At 45.0% G+C, this 19,591-nt stretch carries 20 protein-coding genes; 14 read left to right on the forward strand and 6 right to left on the reverse strand.

Annotation, left to right across the window (positions count from 1 at the left end; translation table 11 throughout):
- Nucleotides 1–596 precede the first annotated feature (596 nt).
- A complete protein-coding gene (locus tag MHN02_RS03375) occupies nucleotides 597–1,598 on the forward strand; it encodes a branched-chain amino acid aminotransferase (protein WP_014947969.1) in 1,002 nt (333 codons plus the stop codon).
- A 66-nt stretch (nucleotides 1,599–1,664) separates the two neighbouring features.
- Here the strand turns inward: MHN02_RS03375 and gpmA are convergent, their stop codons facing one another.
- A complete protein-coding gene (gpmA, locus tag MHN02_RS03380) occupies nucleotides 1,665–2,411 on the reverse strand; it encodes a 2,3-diphosphoglycerate-dependent phosphoglycerate mutase (RefSeq protein ID WP_014947970.1) in 747 nt (248 codons plus the stop codon).
- Nucleotides 2,412–2,588: 177 nt separating this feature from the next.
- Entirely contained in the window at nucleotides 2,589–3,050 is a 462-nt protein-coding gene (locus MHN02_RS03385) for a cupin domain-containing protein (RefSeq protein ID WP_014947971.1), read from the reverse strand.
- A 450-nt stretch (nucleotides 3,051–3,500) separates the two neighbouring features.
- Between MHN02_RS03385 and acnA the strand changes: the two genes are divergently transcribed.
- Complete coding sequence (gene acnA, locus MHN02_RS03390; RefSeq protein ID WP_239244564.1) at nucleotides 3,501–6,218, forward strand: aconitate hydratase AcnA; 2,718 nt, start codon at nucleotides 3,501–3,503, stop codon at nucleotides 6,216–6,218.
- Between the two features lie 61 nt (nucleotides 6,219–6,279).
- Here acnA and MHN02_RS03395 read toward each other — a convergent pair whose 3' ends face one another.
- A complete protein-coding gene (locus tag MHN02_RS03395) occupies nucleotides 6,280–6,774 on the reverse strand; it encodes a sel1 repeat family protein (protein WP_014947973.1) in 495 nt (164 codons plus the stop codon).
- 109 nt (nucleotides 6,775–6,883) lie between these two features.
- On the reverse strand, nucleotides 6,884–9,100 hold the full coding sequence (locus tag MHN02_RS03400) for a GspE/PulE family protein (RefSeq protein WP_080589194.1): 2,217 nt from the start codon (nucleotides 9,098–9,100) through the stop codon (nucleotides 6,884–6,886).
- Between the two features lie 430 nt (nucleotides 9,101–9,530).
- On the opposite strand from MHN02_RS03400, the gene rpsJ reads away from it, so the two are divergent.
- From rpsJ to rpsQ, 11 genes are read left to right on the forward strand one after another with little or no spacing between them, the layout of a single operon-like run.
- Nucleotides 9,531–9,842: a 30S ribosomal protein S10 gene (gene rpsJ, locus MHN02_RS03405; protein ID WP_010179497.1), complete on the forward strand. Its 312-nt coding sequence runs from the start codon at nucleotides 9,531–9,533 to the stop codon at nucleotides 9,840–9,842.
- 18 nt (nucleotides 9,843–9,860) lie between these two features.
- Nucleotides 9,861–10,499 (forward strand): 50S ribosomal protein L3, encoded by a 639-nt coding sequence (gene rplC, locus MHN02_RS03410; RefSeq protein WP_014947975.1) that lies wholly within the window; start codon nucleotides 9,861–9,863, stop codon nucleotides 10,497–10,499.
- A gap of 18 nt (nucleotides 10,500–10,517) precedes the next feature.
- Nucleotides 10,518–11,123, forward strand: coding sequence for a 50S ribosomal protein L4 (gene rplD, locus MHN02_RS03415; RefSeq protein ID WP_012516958.1), 606 nt, complete (start codon nucleotides 10,518–10,520; stop codon nucleotides 11,121–11,123).
- Nucleotides 11,120–11,419 (forward strand): 50S ribosomal protein L23, encoded by a 300-nt coding sequence (gene rplW / locus MHN02_RS03420; RefSeq protein ID WP_012516959.1) that lies wholly within the window; start codon nucleotides 11,120–11,122, stop codon nucleotides 11,417–11,419. Before rplD ends, rplW begins: the two co-directional genes overlap by 4 nt.
- A 14-nt stretch (nucleotides 11,420–11,433) precedes the next feature.
- Nucleotides 11,434–12,258, forward strand: coding sequence for a 50S ribosomal protein L2 (gene rplB, locus MHN02_RS03425; protein WP_014947976.1), 825 nt, complete (start codon nucleotides 11,434–11,436; stop codon nucleotides 12,256–12,258).
- Between the two features lie 15 nt (nucleotides 12,259–12,273).
- Nucleotides 12,274–12,549 (forward strand): 30S ribosomal protein S19, encoded by a 276-nt coding sequence (gene rpsS, locus MHN02_RS03430; RefSeq protein ID WP_012516961.1) that lies wholly within the window; start codon nucleotides 12,274–12,276, stop codon nucleotides 12,547–12,549.
- Nucleotides 12,550–12,560: 11 nt separating this feature from the next.
- Nucleotides 12,561–12,893: a 50S ribosomal protein L22 gene (gene rplV, locus MHN02_RS03435; protein ID WP_014947977.1), complete on the forward strand. Its 333-nt coding sequence runs from the start codon at nucleotides 12,561–12,563 to the stop codon at nucleotides 12,891–12,893.
- A 9-nt stretch (nucleotides 12,894–12,902) separates the two neighbouring features.
- Nucleotides 12,903–13,607 (forward strand): 30S ribosomal protein S3, encoded by a 705-nt coding sequence (gene rpsC / locus MHN02_RS03440; protein WP_014947978.1) that lies wholly within the window; start codon nucleotides 12,903–12,905, stop codon nucleotides 13,605–13,607.
- Nucleotides 13,608–13,609: 2 nt separating this feature from the next.
- Nucleotides 13,610–14,020 (forward strand): 50S ribosomal protein L16, encoded by a 411-nt coding sequence (gene rplP / locus MHN02_RS03445; RefSeq protein ID WP_014947979.1) that lies wholly within the window; start codon nucleotides 13,610–13,612, stop codon nucleotides 14,018–14,020.
- Nucleotides 14,020–14,211: a 50S ribosomal protein L29 gene (rpmC, locus tag MHN02_RS03450; RefSeq protein WP_014947980.1), complete on the forward strand. Its 192-nt coding sequence runs from the start codon at nucleotides 14,020–14,022 to the stop codon at nucleotides 14,209–14,211. Before rplP ends, rpmC begins: the two co-directional genes overlap by 1 nt.
- Nucleotides 14,211–14,468, forward strand: coding sequence for a 30S ribosomal protein S17 (gene rpsQ / locus MHN02_RS03455; RefSeq protein ID WP_014975444.1), 258 nt, complete (start codon nucleotides 14,211–14,213; stop codon nucleotides 14,466–14,468). Before rpmC ends, rpsQ begins: the two co-directional genes overlap by 1 nt.
- Before the next feature lie 85 nt (nucleotides 14,469–14,553).
- Here the strand turns inward: rpsQ and MHN02_RS03460 are convergent, their stop codons facing one another.
- The gene (locus tag MHN02_RS03460; RefSeq protein ID WP_239244566.1) at nucleotides 14,554–15,663 is read right to left on the reverse strand and encodes a glycosyltransferase family 4 protein; all 1,110 of its coding nucleotides are present in this window, start codon (nucleotides 15,661–15,663) and stop codon (nucleotides 14,554–14,556) included.
- A gap of 397 nt (nucleotides 15,664–16,060) precedes the next feature.
- On the opposite strand from MHN02_RS03460, the gene MHN02_RS03465 reads away from it, so the two are divergent.
- On the forward strand, nucleotides 16,061–17,371 hold the full coding sequence (locus MHN02_RS03465; RefSeq protein WP_239244568.1) for a 3-deoxy-D-manno-octulosonic acid transferase: 1,311 nt from the start codon (nucleotides 16,061–16,063) through the stop codon (nucleotides 17,369–17,371).
- A 294-nt stretch (nucleotides 17,372–17,665) separates the two neighbouring features.
- Here the strand turns inward: MHN02_RS03465 and MHN02_RS03470 are convergent, their stop codons facing one another.
- Entirely contained in the window at nucleotides 17,666–19,483 is a 1,818-nt protein-coding gene (locus MHN02_RS03470; protein ID WP_014975447.1) for a sodium:proton antiporter, read from the reverse strand.
- Nucleotides 19,484–19,591: the final 108 nt, after the last annotated feature.

The raw sequence follows: 19,591 nt of genomic DNA on the forward strand, positions 1-19,591 counted from the left end.
AACGTATTAGCGCCGATGGTAGTGTGGGGTTTCCCCATGTGAGAGTAGGACACTGCCAGGTCCCATTAAGAAGAACCCGCCTAACGGCGGGTTTTTTGCGTTTGGAAGAAAGAAAAAATGGGGTCAGAGTACATTAATCCCCAATCCCCCCTGCAAAACCTCAAATTGGGGTCAGAGTACTTTATTGCTTTAAACATCAGAACATAGTCATTCCCTTACCCCCAGTGCCGCTAAATCAGTGAAATGTACTTTGACCCCATTATTGCAGGCTACCTAAACAAAACGTGGTTTTTATCTCTTTAGGACATGTAAGAAACAGTTTGACGATATGGTAGATAGGTACAGACTGTAGCTTAGGTCGAAGCGTTGGAAATACAAATGTAAGGGCAGAATATTTTAAAGCGTTATCTTTTAAAAAGTACTCTGACCCCAATCTTTGAAATGTACTCTGACCCCATTATTTTTGTGTTGTCAGTATTTGTAGACATTCTTATTCGATAAAAGCCTTAATAGATCTGACTAACTTTTAGCAAAGTGAGCGTTTTTTGGTAAACTCTGTCGAATATTTTTCTAGTCGAAGTAAATAGGACAAACTAATGGCCGTATTCGGTACAGTATTCATGCCACAAATGGCACTTGCTACCTTTGTCAACGATAAGTGGACTGACACCGAATTTGTCAGTGCAGATAGTATTCAGCTGCACCCTGGTGCACACGTGCTTCATTACTCAAGTACATGCTTTGAAGGATTGAAAGCATTTAAGCACGAAGATGGCAGCATCAACATTTTTAGAATGGATAAGAATATTGAGCGCTTTGCTCAAAGTAGCCGTCTACTTAACTTGCCTGAAATAGACAAAGCGCAAGTCGAAAAGATGATCATCGATATTGTTGCAAAATATGCCTCTGAGGTTCCAGAGCCTCCAGGTTCTATGTATATCCGCCCTACGCATATCGGCACAGAAGCGTCTATCGGTAAAGCGGCAGCGCCATCAGCAAGTTCTATGCTATACGTCCTGTTATCGCCGGTTGGTGATTACTTTGCTGGCGGTTTGAAGCCACTTCGCTTGTTGCTAGACGAAACAGGCATGCGCTGTGCGCCGCACATGGGAATGGTAAAAAGCGGTGGTAACTACGCCAGTGCGTTGCCTCCTATTCTTAAAGCGCGTGCAGAAGTTCAGGCTGATCAAATTCTGTTTTGCCCTAATGGCGATGTACAAGAAACCGGAGCTGCTAACTTCCTGCTTATCGATGGTGATGAAATCATTACTAAAGGGTTAGATTCTAGCTTTCTACACGGTGTGACCCGAGCAACGATTCTTCAAATTGCCAAAGACCACGGCATGAAGGTGAGTGAGCGTGATATTACTGTAGACGAACTACTAGAGCGTTCAGCCAAACCGAATACTGAAGCAGCACTGTCTGGTACAGCGGCTGTACTTACGCCGGTAGGTACTTTTATTCACAATGATAAAGAGTATCAGGTGGGTAACGGTGAAGCTGGCCCTGTAACGATGAAGCTAAGACAAGCGTTAAATGATATCCAATGGGGTAAGGCCGAAGACACTCACAATTGGTTGGTGAAAGTGCCAAACTAGTCTAATCAGACACCCATTAAAAAAGCCTGCGAACGCAGGCTTTTTCGTTTCTAAAAAGGCACTCGATTACTTCGCTTTGCCTTGCTTAGCGACTGCATCCATCATTGCTTTGATAGCGTCAGCATCGCCAAGATATTCTTTAGAGATTGGCTTAAGGTTTTCATCTAGTTCGTATACTAGCGGTACACCTGTAGGAATGTTTAGGCCCAACACTTCTTCGTCTGACATACCATCAAGGTACTTAACAAGAGCACGAAGACTGTTGCCGTGCGCAGCAATAATTACGCGCTTGCCTGCTTGGATGTCTGGACGAATGACGTCGTGCCAGTATGGTAGTACACGTTCGATAGTTAGTTTTAGACTTTCACCACGTGGCAGGATGTCAGCATCTACATTGTTGTAACGTGGATCGTGACCTGGGAAGTGCTCGCTGTCATCTTCAACTGCCGGAGGTGGGATGTCGAAGCTACGACGCCAGATTTTAACCTGTTCTTCACCATGCTTAGCGGCAGTCTCTGCTTTGTCTAGACCTGTTAACGCACCGTAGTGACGCTCGTTCAGACGCCAGTGACGCTCAACTGGAAGATAGTGCTGACCCATCTCTTCAAGTGCAATATTAAGTGTTTTAATTGCGCGAAGAAGTACAGACGTATAAGCCTGATCAAATGTAAATCCAGCATCTTTAAGAAGCTGACCTGCGGTCTTTGCTTGTGCTACACCAGTGTCGGTCAAGTCAACGTCGTGCCAGCCCGTGAAACGGTTTTCCAAGTTCCACTGACTTTCTCCATGACGAATAAGTACCAATTTATACATAGTTGGGTTACCTGCGGCGTTAGAGTGAAATAGTCTGAGATAATTCCAGAAATTGGACGTTCAGACGTATATTTAAAAATCTGCTGTTATCATCCTTGATTGGCGCTTAAAAATCCAGTTTATGCTGGTACAAAATCGCAGGTAAGACGTGTGTTTATCACTATAATTTGGGAATTATTATATAAAACGGGTAAGGTCTGGATGAGCAACTTTTATCCACTCTTGCATTGATGGCTCTTCAATAAAGCTAAAGTCTTCGAAGTCGAAGCCAGGTGCTACTGTACAACCAACAAGTGAGTAATCACCCATAGTTGCGGCTGCCTGAAAATTCCCTGCTTTAACAACTTCAACATAGTCCGTGCTTTGCCCACCAATGCGACGTTCCCACAACTGTTGTTTTTCAAGTTGAAACAGTTGTAGTGGAGCCCCTTCGTAGTGATTCCACACTTCATCATGTAACACGCGATGAAAACGACTTACTTGTCCCTTTAGTAGAAGAAAATAAATATGAGTAAGCGCGGGACGACTAGCATTGTGCACAAAGGATTTAGTTTCGTTTTCAGAACGGAAAACTTGACGATAGAAACCTCCCTCAGGGTGAGGTGCAAGGTTGTACTTCTTAACTAGCGGGTGTGTCATGATAACTTCGTTATTATTGTTATTGCTTACTACTAATGCTTGTATATCTCAAAGCTTTCCTAAGCATGTATTAAGACATTTAATGTTTAACCTTCTTTTAAGCATACCGTTTGGTGCGTTATAAGAAAACAGAAATGTTGCATATTTGTAAACCATATTAATCATCAAGTACTCTGTGCATACGCGAAGTTTTCTTACCAATAAGCGCTATCTGCCCTAGTCAGCTTTTTCCAACTGTTACAGCGCTTCTCCATAATCCATCTGTTTAAACCAATAATGAGAAATAGCTAAAAAAGCGATGCCATTACTAATAGTAGGTGAACTTTTTTTCATGTTTAGGCCGTACAAATTGGAAAATAAGGCGACGAAAAACACGTTGCTCGTTTCTTGCGTTGGCAAAATTGAAACGTACACAATATTCACGAACAGGCAAAGAAGGATGGTGAGCGTATGACATATAAGTCTTTTTCGCAGCTTGAAGTAAACGGCAAAAACTTCAAGGCGGTTAATTTTGACGGTATAGGCAGTAAATATGCGCTCGACAGGCTTCCGTTTTGTATCAAAATTCTTTTGGAAAACCTGATTCGTCATGAAGACCAAGAGTTTGTTAACAGCAACGATATTGAGCAAGTAGCAAAGTGGGACACAGATAATCACGTTGATCACGAAGTGTCTTTTGTTCCCGCACGCGTCATCCTCCAAGATTTTACGGGTGTGCCTGCTATTGTTGATTTAGCAGCCATGCGCGATGCGGTTAATCGTTTAGGTGGCAACGCTCAGGCGATTAATCCCCTCAATCCAGTAGAGCTGGTTATTGACCACTCAGTAATGGTAGATCATTTTGCTGAAGACGATGCGCTTGAAAAGAATACCGACATTGAAATTCAGCGAAATAGAGAGCGTTATCAATTTCTAAAATGGGGTCAGTCTAGCTTTGACAATTTCAAAGTGGTTCCCCCTGGTCGCGGTATCGTGCATCAGGTTAACCTAGAGTATCTTGCTCGTTGCGCGTTTACTAAGGAACAGGATGGGGAAACGTTGGTTTACCCAGATACCCTAGTAGGAACAGATTCGCATACCACTATGATTAATGGCCTTGGCGTACTAGGCTGGGGTGTGGGAGGCATTGAAGCAGAAGCGGCGATGCTGGGTCAACCAGTAACAATGTTATTACCAAAAGTGGTTGGCTTCAGGCTTTCAGGTAAGTTGCCTGCTGGCGTAACTGCCACCGACATGGTGCTAACTATCACACAACAACTACGTGAACATGGCGTTGTTGGAAAGTTTGTAGAATTCTATGGACCGGGTCTTAAGCATCTTACTACGGCAGACCGTGCCACCATCGCAAACATGGCGCCCGAATATGGTGCTACTTGCGGTATCTTCCCTATTGATGATGTTGCGCTAGATTACCTGCGACTCACCGGCCGAGACGAAGATCAAATTGCCCTTGTTGAGGAATATGCGAAATTCAGCCACCTATGGCACGACGACCACTCAAAAGATGCCCAGTATCATGAGACCCTGGAACTTAACTTAGATGAAGTGGTTCCTTCACTTGCTGGACCTAAGCGTCCTCAAGATAGAATTGCCCTCGATAATGCAGCAGAGGCATTTAGAGAGTGGCATCGTTCGCAAATTGACGTGAAAGTACTTGATGAAGAAACCGATCTCATCGCAGAAGCGGGGTTAGGTACAACAGACGAGGTGGACGAAGAACACGACTCATTCGTGGAGTTCAGAGGAAGCAAGTTCAACCTTGAAGATGGCGCTATTGTAATAGCTGCTATCACCAGCTGTACTAATACGTCAAATCCATCAGTGCTCGTTGGCGCAGGCTTACTTGCGAAGAAAGCAGCAGAAAAAGGGCTAACTCGTAAGCCGTGGGTTAAGACTTCATTAGCACCTGGTTCTCAGGTTGTTACTCAGTATCTAGAAGATGCAGGTCTTATGGACCCACTTGAAGCACTAGGCTTTAACTTGGTTGGCTACGGCTGTACAACCTGTATTGGTAACTCTGGACCGCTACCTGATGCCATTACCGACGCCATTAGAAAAGCGAAACTTACGGTTACCTCAGTTTTATCTGGTAACCGCAACTTTGAAGGGCGTATCCACCCTGATGTGGCTGCAAACTACCTTGCATCACCACCACTGGTTGTTGCATACGCGTTGGCTGGGAACATGAATGTAGATATCACTAAAGAGCCGTTGGGGCAGGCGAGTGATGGTTCTCCGGTATATCTAAAAGACATCTGGCCTACCGAAGACGAAATTCAGCAATATATAGCTGAAAACGTCACTGGTGATTTGTTTAAAGAAAAATATGCAGATGTATTTAAAGGCAGCGGTGAATGGAATGAGCTGCAGGTGAGTAAAACATCGGTCTACGACTGGCCAGAATCAACCTACATTAAGCATCCACCTTTCTTTGAAGTAATGGGGAAAGAGCCAGAGGCTTTGACTGCAATTGAAAACGCACGATGCTTGGTTAAGGTGGGCGATTCGATTACTACCGACCATATTTCTCCAGCCGGCGCCATCGCAGAAGATAGCCCAGCCGGAGAGTACCTGCAGGCCCAAGGGGTCGAGCCTAAAGACTTTAACTCTTATGGATCGCGTCGTGGTAACCACGAGGTTATGATGAGAGGTACGTTTGCTAACGTGCGTCTGCAAAACCAATTAGCACCCGGTACAAGAGGCAGTGCAACCACACACTTCCCAAGTGGCGATAGTATGTCTATTTTCCATGCTGCTATGCGTTACAAAGATGACGGCGTACCAGCCATTGTTATTGGTGGAAAAGAGTACGGTACTGGCTCGAGTCGAGATTGGGCTGCTAAAGGCCCTTCTTTGATGGGGGTGAAAGCAGTATTAGCCGAGAGCTACGAGAGAATTCACCGCTCTAACCTGATTGGAATGGGGATTTTGCCACTTCAATTTAAGTCAGGTGATAGCGCGAGTTCTTTGGAGCTTAAAGGCAATGAGTCTTTTTCTATTAACGCTGTTGAACGTGGGCAGACTGAGGTTGAAGTTAAAGCCGTGTCGGATGAAGGAAAAACAACAACGTTTACGATGGATATCAGAATTGATACATCAAACGAGTTCACTTACTTTGAAAACGGCGGCATTCTGCATTACGTGATAAGAGAATACTTGAAGAAATAGCACGTATAAGGGTAATGGTTAGCGACTTCTCTGTAGTGAGAAGTCGCTATGCCATGTGATGTTAGTAATAGCGTTTTTCGCAGATTACTTCTTTAATATTCGAGCCGATGGCAGCGCGTGTCTCACATCTCAAATCTTGGGCTTGTGCACCGTAAAGAGAGATATATTCTTCTACATAAGGCTCTAAAGCATTGATGTAGTCTTCAGGTAAAGCATTCTTTATCTGTCGGTAAGAACGGTTCCATTCAGCGGTTTTTTGTTCCATTGCAACATTCAACCAGAGCCAGCCTTCTTCATAATTAACGGGCGTCCCCCATCCTTGGAAATACATTTGCGCGAGGTAATATTGACCTTCTTTATTTCCCATTTTTGCAGAAGCAGTCAGCTTCTCCAGTGCTTTTTCATACTTCTCTGCCTTCAGGGCGTGCAAGCCCAATTCTAAAGTAGATAAATATTCGGATTTCCAAATATGATTCTTAGTATGCGACTGAGCCAACGTAGGGGCTGAAAGTACAACTGAAGATAAAACGGCAGCTATTGCTAATAGATTTTTCATGTAGTATCCCTTCTTTTTGATAAATTTATAACGCAATTCACACTCATAGTGAACCGTCTAAAAGTACAGTATTTGTTTTATGTTACTAAAAATTTTAAGAGTAGAGTGATTAATCTCCACCAATAATTTGGACTTGTGCTAGGTCAGTATCGCCTTTCAAAACTTTGAAAATTGCGTCTTGAACGAGGGTGCGCATGCCATCAGCAGCAGCCTGAGACTTCATATCGGCGACGCTGGCTTCTTTGTACACCATTGACCGAAGCTCTGGCGTCATACCTAGTAGTTCATGTACCCCTGTTCTACCTTTGTAACCCGTGTTTCCACATTCTTCGCAGCCTTTAGCGCGGTAAAGCTCTAGTGGCGTCTGAATATTCAGCTCCGCCATGTGCGCATGACCATACTGGCGCTCAATAAAGGCCATATCGGTTTCAGTGGCGATGTACTTTTCTTTACAGTTACTGCATAACGTTCGAATAAGACGTTGAGCCAGTATACCCACGCAGGCATCTGAGAAGTTCACAGGGTCGAGACCCAAATCAAGTAAACGGGTAATCGTTTCAGGGGCTGAGTTGGTATGCAGTGTAGACAGTACTAAGTGACCGGTTAACGAGGCTTCAATCCCCGCATGTGCGGTTTCTTTATCACGCATCTCACCAATAAGAATAATGTCAGGGTCAGCACGTAAGAATGCGCGCAGGGCCGCAGCAAAGTTGAAGCCAATCTTAGGGCTTACTTGAACCTGTTGTAGGCCGGGTTGCGTGATTTCCACCGGGTCCTCAGCGGTCCAAATCTTCTTTTCAGGCGTGTTTAAATATCCCAATATAGCGTGAAGCGTGGTGGTTTTACCTGAACCCGTTGGCCCAACAACGAGAAGAATGCCGTGAGGCTTCTTAATCATTTCTTCTAAACGTGCACGGTTGTTCGGTGCCAAGTTCATCTTATCAATAGGCATCGCACCGCCAGATGCCAGAATACGCATAACCACACCTTCACCGGCAACCGTAGGAATGGTGGCAACACGAACTTCAACAAGTTGACCATTCATTCTAAACGCGAGTTTGCCATCCTGAGGTACGCGTTTTTCGGCAATGTTCAAATTCGACATTATCTTTATGCGTGCAATAACCGCACTGTGGTGCGAATTAGGCACTTGGTTCATGTCGCGGCACACACCGTCCACGCGCATACGTACACGAGTGGGCGCATTTTTCTCTGGGTCTATATGAATATCTGACGCGTTGAGTCTTTTTGCATCGTGCAGAATACGGCTTACTAAGCGCACCACAGCAGGGGCGTCGTCCGACAGCTCATCGACTTGGTCGTCGTTATCTTCAGTTGATGTACCAATCTCGTCGAGAATATCACTCATCTCGCCGGGGCCGCCGCCACCGCTGTTTTCCCCCAAATATTGAAGAATTAAGCTTGGTAGGCTGACAGCTATCTCGTAGCTATCAATACCCATGGCGCTCTCTATTTCCATAAGTAGCGCCGCATTATTAGGTTCAGCCATCAACACGATGGGCTTGTCATGGGCATCGGCAATGACAGCCACATAGTTTCTTTTTAAATAAGAAACATTCAGACGGCTTTCATTTTCGAACCTGTGATACTTATCAGGTAAATAAGGAATAAAAGGCACCTGATAGTGAATAGAAAGCGAGTTGCCAATTTCTTCTTCAGAGATGCGGTGTTCCGATACAAGACGCTGTATAAGAGCGCGAATGTCTGGAGTAGAACTTTGAATATCGTTTAATGTAGCTTCGTCTAATAAGCTTTTGTGGACTAGTAGATCGAAAGGGTTGTTTGTGCCGCCCAGTTCAAATCTGAACTTGTCGCCAAGAATAAGTGCAAGGGCATTGCCTAGCTTTAAATCTTCTTCAGTAAAACCACCACTGACTTTGTTGATGATTTGGATAACACCCATCAACACGCCCGCATTCATTATAGGTACGCATAAAATGTTCTGGGTTTTAAAGTCATTGTCTTTGTCGAACTTATCAGCGAAGCGCAGGCGAGGGTGAATGCTTTGAAGTAGTGCAGGATTATACGGGTCGTCAATAACCACAGCCTTTTGTGATAGGGCAACATAACCAGCAATGGACATTGGGCTAATTGGCACTTTTATTTCCAGCGTCTCTTTACCCGTTTTAAATCTCGCGACCAAATCTTGATGCTGACGTCGACGTTGAAAAATACTCATACGTTGGGCATCAAACAAACCGAGGATAATTGGCTCTAATAAACCATATGCATCCAGTAACGTGGAATGGTTATTTAGAATGCGTTTTATTTGTGCAAAAGTTTGCTGGTTATTCACTACTTCCATATTCTCACTACTAATAATGTTGGCGCCTAGTCCTTTATGCATTTGGCGTTACAAGTGCCTGTTAAGCTAGGGTAACAAGATATACCTATACCACGAAAGCAACAATACTACTTATAGACAGTTACATACACTGGTATAGCGTAAAAATATGTGTATAAAAAGCAAACTGCCTCTTGCATTGCTTCTGCCTTTCTGTATAATTCGCGCCCACTGCCCAATTAGGGCACGTAATTTTTAGCCGCGACCTCACTGCTTTTAGGGTGGTTGCCGAAGTAACGGATTCATCATCACTGATTAGCCTGTTGCTGGCGTGCTAGAAAAAAGAACAGGGTTCCGATTGGGAACCATCGGTTTACGCACATCCTTTCTTTCCGGAATAAATGGAAGAGAAAGGGTGAATTTTTTTGTTCTTTCGATTGGAGCTTAATCGATGCCAAATCAAAGAATTCGCATTCGTTTGAAAGCGTTTGATCACAAGTTGATCGATCAGTCTACGGCTGAAATCGTTGAAACTGCGAAACGCACTGGTGCTCAGGTAAGTGGTCCTATTCCTCTACCTACTCGCAAAGAACGCTATACAGTTCTGATTTCTCCGCACGTTAACAAAGACGCGCGTGATCAATATGAAATCCGTACTCACAAGCGTTTGGTAGACATCATCGAGCCAACTGATAAAACAGTTGACGCGTTGATGCGTTTGGACTTGGCTGCTGGCGTTGATGTTCAAATCAGCCTGGGCTAATAAGAGAGGGTTATAACAATGGCGATTGGTCTAGTCGGTCGTAAAGTGGGTATGACTCGCATCTTCACTGAAGATGGTACGTCTATCCCTGTGACTGTTATTGAAGCGACCCCAAACCGCGTTACTCAGCTTCGTACTGAGGAAACTGACGGTTATCGCGCTCTTCAGGTTACTGCTGGAACTAAGAAAGCTAACCGCATCAACAAAGCTGAAGCAGGTCACTTTGCTAAAGCTGGTGTTGAAGCTGGACGCACTCTAGTAGAATTCCGCCTAGAAGAAAACGAAGGTGCCGATATTGAAGTAGGCAGTGAAATCACTGTTGAAATCTTTAACGACACTAAGAAAATTGATGTAACTGGTACATCAAAAGGTAAAGGTTTCCAAGGTGCTATCAAGCGCTGGAACTTCAGTTCTCAGCGTATGACACACGGTAACTCTTTGTCACACCGTGCTCCTGGTTCAATTGGTCAAAACCAATCACCAGGTAAAGTATTCAAAGGCAAGAAAATGGCTGGTCAGCTTGGTAACAAGCAAGTGACTACTCAGTCTTTGGAAGTTGTACGTGTTGACGTAGAGAACGGCCTTATCCTAGTTAAAGGTGCCGTACCTGGCGCAACTGGCAACGATGTAATCGTAAAGCCAGCTGTTAAAGCGTAACGTCTGGGGAGTGAACTGATGGAATTAACATTGAAAGACGCGCAAAGCGCTCTTGAAGTATCCGAAGCGACCTTTGGACGTGAATTCAACGAAGCCCTGGTACACCAGGTAGTTGTAGCTTACGGTGCAGGTGCTCGTCAGGGTACAAAAGCGCAGAAAACTCGCGCTGAAGTTCGTGGTGGCGGTAAGAAGCCATGGCGTCAAAAAGGTACTGGCCGCGCGCGTGCTGGTACAATCCGTAGCCCAATTTGGGTTGGCGGTGGCCGTGCTTTCGCAGCAAAGCCTCGTGACTTTGACCAAAAAGTTAACAAGAAAATGTATCGCGGTGCGATTAAGAGCATCCTGTCTGAACTAATCCGTCAAGACCGTTTGGTTGTTGTAGAGAAGTTCGGTGTTGACGCACCTAAGACTAAAGCTCTTATTTCTGCACTTAACGAATATGAACTAAATGACGTTCTAATCGTTACTCCTGAAGTTGATGAGAACTTGTTCCTAGCGGCGCGCAACTTGTACAAAGTTGACGTACGTGACGTAGCAGGCATCGACCCAGTGAGCCTGATTGCATTTGAAAAAGTGCTAATGACTGCTGATGCGGTTAAACAACTTGAGGAGGCGTTAGCATGAAAGAAGAACGTCTACTGAAGGTGCTAGTAGCACCTCACGTTTCAGAAAAGTCTACAATGGCTGCTGAAGCGAACAACACAGTTGTATTTAAAGTAGCTAAAGACGCGAACAAAGCCGAAATCAAAGCTGCAGTTGAAAAACTGTTTGAAGTTGAAGTTGAAGGTGTTCGTACTGTGAACGTTAAGGGTAAAACCAAGCGTCACGGCATGTCTTTCGGTAAGCGCAGCGACTGGAAAAAGGCCTACGTGGTTCTTAAAGAAGGTCAGGACATCGACTTTGTCGGTGGTGCTGAGTAAGAAGGGGATTAGAAATGCCATTATTGAAAGCTAAGCCAACTTCTGCCGGTCGTCGTCACGTTGTTCAGGTCGTAAATCCTGACCTGCACAAAGGTGCACCGTACGCACCTTTGCTTGAAAAGAACAGCAAATCTGGCGGTCGTAACAACAATGGTCGTATTACCACTCGTCACATTGGTGGTGGTCATAAGCAACACTACCGTGTAATCGACTTTAAACGCAACAAAGACGGCATTCCAGCTAAAGTTGAGCGTTTAGAATACGATCCAAACCGTTCTGCAAACATTGCACTAGTATTGTACGCAGACGGTGAACGTCGTTACATTCTGGCTCCTAAGGGTATGCAAGCAGGTGATGCAATCCAGTCTGGTTCGGACGCTCCGATCAAGTCTGGTAACACTCTACCTATGCGTAACATCCCTGTAGGTACTGTTGTACACGCAATTGAAATGAAGCCTGGCAAAGGTGCGCAAATCGCACGTTCTGCTGGTGCTTATGCTCAGATCCTAGCACGTGACGGAAACTACGTTACCCTACGTCTACGCTCTGGCGAAATGCGTAAAGTTCTATCTGATTGCCGCGCCACTATCGGTGAAGTTGGCAATGCAGAGCACATGCTTCGTTCACTAGGTAAAGCTGGTGCTACACGCTGGCGTGGTGTTCGTCCTACCGTTCGTGGTGTTGCCATGAACCCGGTTGATCACCCACACGGTGGTGGTGAAGGTCGTACATCAGGCGGTCGTCACCCAGTAACTCCTTGGGGTGTTCCTACCAAAGGTAAGAAAACCCGAAGCAACAAGCGTACTGATAAGCTTATCGTACGTCGTCGAAACAAGTAATAGCGAGGATTCACCATGCCACGTTCTCTCAAGAAAGGTCCTTTTATTGACCTTCACTTGCTGAAGAAGGTAGAGGCTGCAGTGGAAAAGAACGAACGTAAACCAATCAAAACTTGGTCTCGTCGTTCTATGATCATCCCAGATATGATTGGGTTGACCATTGCGGTCCATAACGGTCGCCAACATGTACCTGTCATTATTAGTGACGAAATGGTCGGCCACAAGTTGGGCGAATTTGCGCCAACGCGTACTTACCGCGGCCATGTCGCGGATAAGAAAGCTAAACGTTAAGGGGTAGGAAGATGGAAGCATTAGCTAAACACCGTTTTGCCCGCACGTCGGCTCAAAAGGCACGCTTGGTTGCGGATCAAATTCGCGGAATGCACGTTGAGAAAGCTCTAGAGCTTCTTGCGTACAGCCCGAAGAAAAGCGCAGCGCTAGTAAAGAAAGTATTGGAATCTGCGATTGCTAACGCAGAGCACAACGAAGGCGCAGACATCGACGAATTACGCGTGTCTAAAGTTTTCGTTGACGAAGGTCCAACTATGAAACGTATCAAGCCACGTGCTAAAGGCCGTGCTGATCGTATCTTCAAGCGCAGCAGTCACATCACTGTGGTTGTAGCGGATAACTAGGAGTAGATAATGGGACAGAAGGTACATCCTACAGGTATACGCCTGGGTATCAGCAAACCATGGACTTCTACCTGGTACGCTAATACTGCAGACTATGCAGACAACCTGTATAACGATCATCAGGTACGTCAGTATCTGACTAAGCAACTAAAGAACGCTTCACTTTCTAAAATCGTGATCGAGCGTCCTGCTAAGAGCATCCGTGTGACTATTCACACTGCTCGTCCAGGCGTTGTAATCGGTAAGAAAGGTGAAGACGTAGAGAAGTTGCGTAACTACGTATCTAAGCTAGCCGGCGTGCCAGCTCAGATCAACATCGCTGAAGTACGTAAGCCAGAGCTAGATGGCCAGCTAGTAGCTGACAGCATCTCTAGCCAGCTAGAGCGTCGTGTTATGTTCCGTCGTGCTATGAAGCGCGCAGTACAAAACGCAATGCGTCTAGGCGCGAAAGGTATCAAAGTTGAAGTTAGCGGCCGTTTGGGCGGAGCAGAGATTGCACGTTCTGAATGGTACCGTGAAGGTCGCGTTCCTCTGCACACTTTCCGTGCGGATATCGATTACGCAACCTCTGAAGCGTCAACTACTTACGGTATCATCGGCGTTAAAGTATGGATCTTCAAAGGTGAAGTTCTAGGTGGTCTACCTACAACTCAAGAGCAAGCACCAGCTGCTCAACCTAAGAAGAAAGGCCGCAACGCTAAGCGAGAGGGCTAATCATGTTACAACCAAAACGCATGAAGTTCCGTAAGATGCACAAAGGCCGCAACCGCGGCTTAGCAGCGGGTAATACTGTTGCCTTTGGTACTTACGGCCTTAAAGCAGTTGGTCGTGGTCGAATGACTGCGCGCCAAATCGAAGCAGCGCGTCGTGCTATGACTCGTCACGTTAAGCGTCAAGGTAAAATTTGGATTCGAGTTTTCCCTGACAAGCCAATTACTGAGAAGCCTCTAGAAGTGCGTCAAGGTAAAGGTAAAGGTAACGTTGAGTACTGGGTATGCCAAATTCAGCCTGGTCGTGTGCTATACGAGATGGAAGGTGTTCCTGAAAATCTTGCACGCGAAGCGTTTGAATTGGCAGCGGCTAAACTGCCATTTAAAACAACCTTTGTAACTCGGACGGTGATGTAATGAAAGCGACTGAACTGAAAGAAAAGAGCGTAGAAGAGCTGAACGCAGAGTTGATTAACCTGCTACGCGAACAGTTCAACCTACGCATGCAGCACACAACAGGTCAGCTTGAAAAAACTGATCAGTTGAGAAAAGTACGTCGTAACATCGCGCGTGTTAAAACCATTCTGACTCAAAAGGCTGATGCGTAATGACTGAGCAAAAAATTCGTACAGTACAAGGTCGTGTGGTTAGCAACAAGATGGATAAGTCTATCACTGTTGTAGTTGAACGTTTTGTTAAGCACCCAATCTACGGGAAGTTCATCAAGCGCTCTACTAAGCTTCACGCCCACGACGAAAACAACGTATGCAATAAAGGTGACGTAGTAACAGTACGTGAATGTCGCCCACTATCTAAGAGCAAATCTTGGATGCTAGTTGACGTTGTTGAGAAAGCTGGCGTTTAATCGCTAACTTTTTTCAAAGTCTTAAAAAAGCCGCTTTCGAGCGGCTTTTTTGTATCTGCAGTTTCTTACACGTGCTTCCATAGGCTTAAGCGTGTTCATTATCAGCGCCGTTAAAGACTAGCGTCTTGTATAAATCAGCGTAGGCATTGGACATCCTTTCTATACCAAATTTACTTGTGACAAGCTTATACAAAGCCTCTCCATATTGTGCTCTTTCATCAGGGGCTTCAATTAGACTAATTAAGCTCTCCCCAATTCCGTCAATATCTCCCGGCGCTACCATAACACCTGTTTCCTTATGCTTGATAACTTCGGGTATTCCCCCCACAGGACTAGATAACACTGCACATTTATTAGCACCTGCCTGAAGTAAAATATCGCCTAACCCCTCTGAATAGGAAGGATGAACCAGAATATCTACATTAGGGAGTATTTTGGCTACCTCTTTAGTAAAACCGCAAAGCTTCACATGTTCGTCTAGCTTGTGGCGTTCTATAAGTGATTGATAGCTCTCTTTTAGATTTCCCTCGCCAAACAATAAACAGGTTACATTTTCATGCATGTTCAATACATCGTGCATAGCCAAAATGATATCCGCTTGCCCTTTTTGAGATATGTACTGAGCGAAGTTTGCAATGACGATATGGTCTTCAGGAATAGAGAATGTACGTCGCAGCCAACCGCTATCTTTGCGTTGGGAATACTGTGTTAAGTCTACTGCTGGATATATAACGCGCTGATGCTCTACGCCTTCACAATGTAGTGAAACCACTTTCCTTACACCTTCAGATACGCTGATAACTGCATCGAATTGTTTGTACTTATAAAATGAAAAGTGAGTTTCGGGGTTATCTATTCGCCTTGTGCAAACCGTAGGCACACCTGAAATTTTGGCGAGCATGGCACCCCATACATCCGAACCCCGTTCGCTGTGTACATGAATAATGTCTGGGTTAACCCCATTTACGACTTCCAGTAAACGCTTTACACATAGGAAGTCTGACTCGCCGGCATACTTAATGGTATGCGTTTCACAATACCCAAAAGCCGTATGACGAATCTCACTGTCTTCAGCGCAAACCAAGTGAAGTGATATATCATCATGGTGCTCTAACGCATTGATGAGGTATTCAACTTGTTCGGCGCCACCGTGAAGATGTATGCCAAGTTCAATGTGAAGAACGCGTATACTCAAATGCCTTCCTTAAAATTTATTTAATATTCTGTATACGCGGCTTTTTTATTTAAGACCGTTTTTTTGCGGCTTTTCTTATATGGTTGTGGTTACATCCTGCTGTTTAAACACCGCTATACGCATAAAGCGAGTGATCAATATATTATTGCCTTTCTCATATACACTATTTACTTACGTATAGGGTCGCTTTGCCCTAGACGCGGGCTATTTAGCCACTACAATGTCGAAAGAATCTATCGGGAACTGCGGCACTAGATAGCTAGAATTACCTGCTTAACGCTGGAAGTGGGTGTTTCGCAGTGCCCAGCACACCGTATTTGAAAAGCATAATTCAACATCGATAGTCGATCACTTGTAGTCGTGCCGTCGAAGTATCTGTATCAAAAAGGATGTATTTATGGTTGTTGCCAATACACGTGGCTATAAACCTACTCTACTTGAAACGCTCTGCCGGTGGGGATATTCGCTTGTATTGGCGATTGCGATTCCCTTCGCATTTATTCATTTATTAATAAAAGCCACGAAAACAAGCGATGACTCGCATCGAGGGAGATTTGAGCGTTTTGGTATAGTCCCAAAGCCGCTCAAGCAGAATGGCTATTTGTTTCACTGTGTTTCAGTGGGGGAAGTCGTAGCTGCTTCATGCGTAATAAAGCGAATAATGCAACACGAGCCAGACGCGCAAATAACCGTAACTACAACCACGTCTACAGGCTCTGCTCGCGTTCGAGATATATTCAAAGACACCGTTCACCATTTCTATCTGCCTTATGATTTGTCGCCGACTATGTCTTCAATGCTGAAACGCATTAAGCCCAAAGCAGTAATGATTACAGAAGTTGAACTATGGCCAAACCTAATTCACGTGTGCTGGAAGCGCAATATTCCCGTTATGGTAATAAATGCTCGCATGACTGAGCGCTCGGCTAAACGTTATAAAAAAATCGGACAGCTATTTAACCCTATGTTGGCTAAGCTATCTCACGTATGTGCTCAAGGGCAGAGAGACTATGATAATTATGCATGGCTTGGTGTTGCGCAAGATAAGCTAACTCTCACGAATAATATTAAGTTTGATCAAGCCGCAAATACAGCGAGCTCTTCTGCACATTTTCTTGGGTTAGCTAAGGGTGCAAGGCCAATACTAGTTGCAGGCAGCACGCACGAACCTGAAGAGAGCGTTATCGTTGAATCTGCAAAGGTTTTATGGGACAAGAACCCTCAACTACGGGTGATTATTGTCCCTCGCCATCCAGAGCGATTTGAAGCCGTAGCAAAATTACTTGAAAGGCATAATCTGAACTTCGTCAAAAGTTCAGAGGTGGATAACGTTCCAGACGATGTGAACGTAATCCTGTTGGATGAAATGGGTAAGTTAAATCATGCTTATGCGGTAGCAACATTTGCCTTTGTTGGCGGCTCTATTGCCGATAGAGGCGGCCATAATGCCCTTGAGCCGGCAGCATTCTCGTTGCCAATAATGATGGGGCCACACACCTATAATAACCCTGTTATCTGCGACTATTTAAAAGAATGTGGAGCATTAAGCATTGTAGAAGATGCTTCTCGCGTTTCTTCAACGGTGCAAGAATGGCTTGAATCACCCAGTAAAGCTGAAAAAGCGGGAATGGCCGGTAAAAAGGTACTACAGGATAACAGCGGCGCGTTAGATTCTACGTTAGCGTGTATACATCGCAGTATTCGTTAAATGCCGTCAGTCAAAAACAGCAACTCGTTGTTATTGAACAAAAAAGGAACCCCGCATTTGTGCGTCTGATGCACCAAATTAGGGGCTGTGACAGCTAAAAGATAATGAATAGGGACTTGGTTTTTAGCTATCTATTTGATTATAAGAGGATTGTTAAAGTTGGTTCGCTGCTTGCTATAAAGTGTGCGACAGCGTAACAACAGTAAAATCCAAATAAATATGCACCTTTTAAAAAGGGCACTGCGTTGCGCGTTTTCCAGGGAGAGACCTCCTGCCGGTGGGCAGGAGGTTTTCTTACTTTTGCACTTCTACTTTTTCTTCTTTTCGTTCTGGTTCAATCAAGCTAATCACACGCCATCCTGCTTTAGGCTGAATACTGTTACCGTTGATAAAAGTATAGCTCTTACCTTCAGCGTTGATCGCAATGAGAGGTGTAGCGCGCTCACCATACTGTTTAATGTACTGCTCGTAAGTAAACTCTTCAGATAAACGGGTGGTTTTCACCATTGAGTCACGGGCAATGGCCGATGCTAAATACCCATAAGTAACGCCTTCATCGAACAGAGTAAGTTTTTTCGCGTATTGTTCGCTAACTTGGTGACTTGGTCGCGTAGATTGTTCGTTATTTGTCAGCGCCCATACTTTGTCTTTGCCCATCGTGTATTCAAAGTGATAAGCAATAAGTGGGTTAAGCTGTTTGTAAGGCGACATAATCAGCACGGTCCCGAATGTATTCAGGTCAAGATGTCGTGCTGCATGGTCAGACATTGGGTTGCCAAAATATACTGGGATATCCTTCATACGCGCTTCTCTTATTGCGTCCCAGTTAGTATCTGCAATGGTAACGTCTAGTTTTTGGTTTATCATTTCCGTCGCTAAAGCGCGGTTGAATTTACTGCCACCGAAAATCAGATAGCCAGTTGGCGCAGGCGCTCTCACCTTAAGTAGCGACGCAACAGTGCGTGAAGTAAGGCTCTGTACCACTACTGTTGCAATAATAACCATAAAGACAATAGGAACAATGATACCCGCGCCTTCATAGCCAATTTCTTCAAGCTTTAAAGAGAAAAGGGCTGATACCGCCGCTGCAACAATACCTCGAGGTGCAATCCAGCTTAGCAAGGCTAATTCGTTTAACTTGAGTCCGGTACCAACGGAGGACGCCAATACGGACAAAGGCCGAGCCACAAACATAATGGCGGCAAGCACTACAACGGAGCCCCAACCTACATCCACTACCGATTGTAAGTTCAAACGCGTGGCAAGCAGAATAAATAAGCCTGAAATAAGTAAAACACTGAGGGTTTCTTTAAATTCAAGAATGTCTTCTACGTCTACGTCCTTCATATTGGCCAGTACCATACCAGATATGGTAACGGCCAAAAGGCCAGACTCGTGCGCAACATAATTAGACGCTGCAAACACACCCAGAATAACGGTTAACACTGCGGTGTTAAGCAAATAGTGCGGTATCCAGTCTTTGCGAATAGACAGACCAAGCAGATAGCCAGAAGCGAGACCAAGTACGGAGCCAATTCCAATGGTTTTGCCAAACGCTATTAGCGTATGGGTAATGGCGGTTTCTTGCGATGCAACGATAAACTCGAAAACCAGTACGGCGAGCAGAGCGCCGATAGGGTCTATGACAATCCCTTCCCAGCGTAAGATATTGGCCAAATTTGTTTTCGGTCGCACGGTTCTAAGCATGGGCACTATAACCGTGGGGCCTGTTACGGTAACAATAGCTCCGAATAGGAAGGATAGCTGCCAAGTAAGATCAAGACTGTAGTGCGCTGCAGTGGCTGCGACAAGCCAGGTTACAACCACGCCCACAGAGCAAAGGTTTCGAACCATGTTCCCATGACCCGCGATGTCGCTGAACTTCAGCGTCAGTGACCCTTCAAAAAGAATAATGGCAACAGAGAGAGAAACGACAGGAAACAGCAAATCACCGAATAAGTCGTCCGCGTTGAGCACGCCAAAAACAGGGCCAACCACAATACCGACAATTAACAACGGTAAAATAGCAGGGAGCCTAACCTTATAGGCTAAGTATTGGCAGGTAATTGACAGCAATCCAACTGCAACGAGTGAAAGAAGCGGGTCTGACAAAGTGAGTCCTTAACGTGTTGATATTATTCCATGGTATATCAGCCTAAACATTTGTCATACAGAGACTTTAGGCCAACCTATGTTTATAGCGATATACGCTTGGGCTAA

It is taken from the genome of Alteromonas sp. CNT1-28 (genome assembly GCF_022348345.1).
Lineage (GTDB): Bacteria > Pseudomonadota > Gammaproteobacteria > Enterobacterales > Alteromonadaceae > Alteromonas > Alteromonas macleodii.